The 4,408-nt window shown below is 71.5% G+C and carries 3 protein-coding genes; all 3 read right to left on the bottom strand.

Annotation, left to right across the window (positions count from 1 at the left end):
* Positions 1-1,782: lysine--tRNA ligase (lysS, locus tag ACPYOM_RS21010; protein ID WP_481347434.1), on the bottom strand; the 1,782-nt coding region annotated here is incomplete at its 3' end.
* Between the two features lie 39 nt (positions 1,783-1,821).
* On the bottom strand, positions 1,822-3,132 hold the full coding sequence (locus tag ACPYOM_RS21005) for an adenylosuccinate synthase (RefSeq protein WP_481343330.1): 1,311 nt from the start codon (positions 3,130-3,132) through the stop codon (positions 1,822-1,824).
* A gap of 191 nt (positions 3,133-3,323) precedes the next feature.
* A partial coding sequence (locus tag ACPYOM_RS21000; RefSeq protein ID WP_481347433.1) for a hypothetical protein occupies positions 3,324-4,408 on the bottom strand: 1,085 nt, incomplete at its 5' end.

Genomic DNA, 4,408 nt, shown 5'->3' with positions numbered 1-4,408 from the left:
TCCGTCGTCGGCAGCGTCAGATGTGTATAAGAGACAGCCGGTGTCCTTGGACACGAGCAGCCGGTACACGAGGACGAAGAACGCCCGCTGGGCCGCGGACAGCTCGGGGTCCTTGACCTTGGCCTCGGGGTCGATGCCGCGCTGGATCTTCGGCACCGCGTACACGAGGTGGGTCAGGCCGTCGACCGACCAGTGCGCGTCGAGGCCCTCGAGCAGCAGGCGCAGCGACTCGCGCTGCGGGTCCTCGAGGCTGCCGAGCAGCTCGGCGTCCGGCGTCTCGCGGACGACGGTGCGGTCCTCGGCCGGGACGTAGCCGAGCATCCAGCGCTCGGCGCAGTCGAGGCGCGGGCGCAGGTCCTGGATGGACTCGACCGGGTGGTCGGGGTCGAGCTCGGACAGGATGCGCACCGCCTGGGCCTCGTCGCCCTGCGTGATGTCGATGACCGAGGCGATGGTCCGGAACGGCATCGGCCGGGGGGTCGAGGGCAGCGGGCCGGAGGCCGTCGAGGAGGCGCGCAGGTGGGCGGCGAGGTCGCCCGGCTGCGCGGCGCCGGCCTCGACCTTGCGGTTCAGGGCGTCCCACTCGTCGTAGAGCCGCTGCAGCTCGGGGCCGAAGGCGACGTCGAAGCTCTGGTTCGGGCGGCGTCGGGCGTAGAGCCAGCGCAGCACCGCCGGCTCCATGACCTCCAGCGCGTCGTTCGGGATCGGGACCCCGCCCTTGGACGAGCTCATCTTGGCCATGCCGGCGATGCCGACGAACGCGTACATCGGGCCGATCGGGCGCTCCCAGCCGAAGACGGGGGCGAGGTCCTTGCCGACGACGAAGCTGCTGCCCGGGCTCTGGTGGTCGACGCCGGACGGCTCGAACAGCACGCCCTCGTAGGCCCAGCGCATCGGCCAGTCGACCTTCCAGACGAGCTTGCCGTCGGTGAAGGTGTCGAGGTCGACGGTCTCGGTGTGCCCGCACCTCGTGCAGGCGTAGGCGAGCTCGTGCGTGTCGTCGTCGTAGGCGGTGACGGTCGTGAAGTCGGTGCGGCAGACGGTGCAGTACGGCTTGAACGGGAAGTAACCGGCGGTGCCCTCGCTGCCGTCGTCCTCCGCCGCGGCGCCCGAACCGCGCTCGGCCTCGGTCGCGGCGGCCGCCTGCTCCTCGGTGAGCTGCGCGGCCTTGGGGTCCTGGCGTCGGCCCTTGCCGGTGGCCCGCTGCCGCGCGTCGGCCTCCGCCTCCAGGGTGCGGTACTGGTCGAGGACCTTGTCGATGGCGACCCGCTCGCGCATGGCGAGGAGGACCTGCTCGCGGTACGCGCCCGCGCGGTACTGCTCGGTCTGGCTGATCTGGCGCACCTCGATGCCGGTGGCGGCCATCGCCTCGAGCAGCGGCGCCTTGAAGTGGTCGGCCCAGCTGGCGTGCGGTGACCCGGCCGGGGCGGGCACCGACGTCAGCGGCATGCCGATGTACTGCTCCCACGACTCGTCGACGCCCTCGAGGCGCTTGGGCACGCGGCGGAAGCGGTCGAAGTCGTCCCAGGACAGGATGTGCTCGCACGCGATGCCGCGGCGCTTGATCTCGTCGGCGACGAGGTGCGGCGTGATGAGCTCGCGGAAGTTGCCGAGGTGGATGGGCCCCGACGGGCTGATGCCGGACGCGCAGACGATGGTGTCGATGCCGCGGTGCCTCGCCTCGGCGATGACGTCGTCGGCCAGACGCGTCACCCAGTCGAGCGGTTCGGTGGTGGCCTCGGGGGCCGGCTCCGGGGCGGCGGGGGCAACCGTGTCACTCATGGATGTCCTTCGGGTCCAAGCAGGTTCGTGGGTCAGCGGTCAGCTCGCGACGCTGGGCTTGAGCGGGAAACGCTCGATGATCTCGTCCCGGCCCGGACCGACACCGATCGCGGAGACGCGGGCGCCGATGAGCTCCTCGACCCGCAGCACGTACTTCTGCGCGTTCTCGGGCAGCTCCTCGAAGGTGCGGCAGTGGGTGATGTCCTCCCACCAGCCCGGCATCTCCTCGTAGATCGGGGTCGCGTGGTGGAAGTCGCTCTGGCTGACCGGCATCTCGTCGTGGCGGACGCCGTCGACGTCGTAGGCGACGCAGATCGGGACCGTGGACAGACCGGTGAGCACGTCGAGCTTGGTGACGACGAAGTCGGTGACGCCGTTGACCCGCTGGGCGTAGCGGCCGATGACGACGTCGAGCCAGCCGCACCGGCGGGGGCGCCCGGTGGTCACACCGAACTCGGCACCGGTCTTGCGGAGGAACTCACCCATGTCGTCGTGCAGCTCGGTGGGGAACGGCCCTTCGCCGACGCGCGTCGTGTAGGCCTTGAGGATGGCGATGACCGAGTCGATGCGGGTCGGCGGCACGCCCGAACCGGTGCACGCGCCGCCCGCGGTGGCGTTGCTCGAGGTGACGTACGGGTAGGTGCCGTGGTCGACGTCGAGGAGGGTCGCCTGGCCGGCCTCGAAGAGCACGGTCTCGCCGCGGTCGAGGGCCTGGACCAGCTCGAGCGCCGTGTCGGTGACCATCGGCGCGAGCCGCTCCGCGTACGAGCGCAGCTCGGTGACGACCTCGTCGACGTCTGCGGCGCGCGTGTTGTAGATCTTGGCGAGCACCTGGTTCTTGACGGCCAGGGCGGCCTCGACCTTCTGGCGCAGGATGCCCTCGTCGTAGAGGTCCTGGACCCGGATGCCGATGCGGCTCATCTTGTCCGCGTACGTCGGGCCGATGCCGCGACCGGTCGTGCCGATGCGGCGGCTGCCGAGGAAGCGCTCGGTGACCTTGTCGAGGGTCCGGTTGTACGGCGGGATGACGTGCGCGTTGGCGCTGACCTTGAGCTTGCTCGTGTCGACGCCGCGCGCGTCGAGGCCGTCGAGCTCCTCGAAGAGGACACCGAGGTCGATGACGACACCGTTGCCGATGACGGGCACGCAGTTCGGGGACAGGATCCCGGACGGCAGCAGGTGCAGCGCGTACTTCTCGCGCTTGCCGTCCTTCTCGATGACGACGGTGTGGCCGGCGTTGTTGCCGCCGTTGAACTTGACGACGTAGTCGACGCTGCTGCCGAGCAGGTCGGTCGCCTTGCCCTTGCCCTCGTCGCCCCACTGCGCTCCCACGAGCACGATCGCCGGCATCGGTCTGCCTTCCGGTTGTGGTCCAAGCCAACGGCAAGGCTATCGGTTGCCGGCCGGTGCCCCGGACGCCGTCCGACCCCGGCCCGGACCCCGGCCTCGCGAGCCCCGGCGCACTTCGTCAGCGCTGCGTCAGTCTGTGAGTGTCAGGCCACGCACCGAAAGGTCCCAGCACCACCCGGGTGACGCATCGGTCACGCAGCGGCGAGGGCGAGAGCCGCGTCGACCCGCGCTCGCAGCGCGGCCGGGTCGCGCAGGTCTGCCATGGTCACCCGGACGACCACCCAATCCAGCGACCGGATGCGGTCCTCGCGCAGCTTCTCCTCCCACAGGACCTGCCGGTCCTCGTACTTCACCCGACCGTCGAACTCGACGAGCACGCGGGTCCCCGTCAGCCGCAGGTCGACTCGGTAGCCGCGGCCGCCTCGGGTCCACCGCTCCGTGCCCGGCACGACGAACTGCGGCTCGAGGTCGTGCCCCGCCGCCCGGAGCAGGTGGGACAGCAGCGTCTCGCCGGGCGACTCGTGCCGGGCGTCGCACCAGTCGAGCACCGCCCGCACCCCCGCGGCACCGTGCCGCCGGCCCAGTCCCGCGACCGCGGCGCGAAGCTCGTCGGCCGTCACGAGGCCGCGGCGGAGCCCGTCGTCGGCGGGCACGAGGAACGAGCGGGGGTCCTTCAGCCCCACGGACGCGATCGCGACTGCCGGATGGACGGTCCCTCCCGCCGGCCGCGGAGCCAGCTCCGGCGCGGACGTCCGGTGCGGATGGACGACGAGGTCGGCCTTGCGGTGGCGGTTCAGGCCGGGGTCGGTGAGGGCCAGGTGGACCCTTCGCAGGTCCGGCCGCCACGTGGCGATCCCCAGACGCAGCAACGCCGATGCGTCAGCCGCCAAGGCGCGTCCGGCGTACTCGACCAGGAGTGCCTCGACGCGGAGCCGGTGCCGGTCGGCGTCGTCGCGGGGCACTCGTGTGGCGTACCAGCCGCGGTGCAGCCGAACCACGCTGCTGTCACGCAGGAGTCGACGCAGGTCGGCACGGGTCAGGCCCAGCTCGGTGGCGCGGCCGGCCGAGAACACGTCGTTGCGGGCGATGAGCGCGGGATCCATGCCCTGAGCCTCGTGGTCTCGGGAGGGGGGCGCGACACCCTGCCCGGGGGCTGTGGAGATCACCCCCGCCCGCGTCAGGGGTGTGGATGCGTCCCGGCTCCTCGTGCACGATTCGGTCCCTTGGTGGGTGGTGCACCTGTCTCTTATACACATCTGACGCTGCCGACGACGGA

This window comes from Monashia sp. HAY1-2A (assembly GCF_056755315.1).
This window is presented reverse-complemented; position numbering and strand designations above follow the sequence as displayed.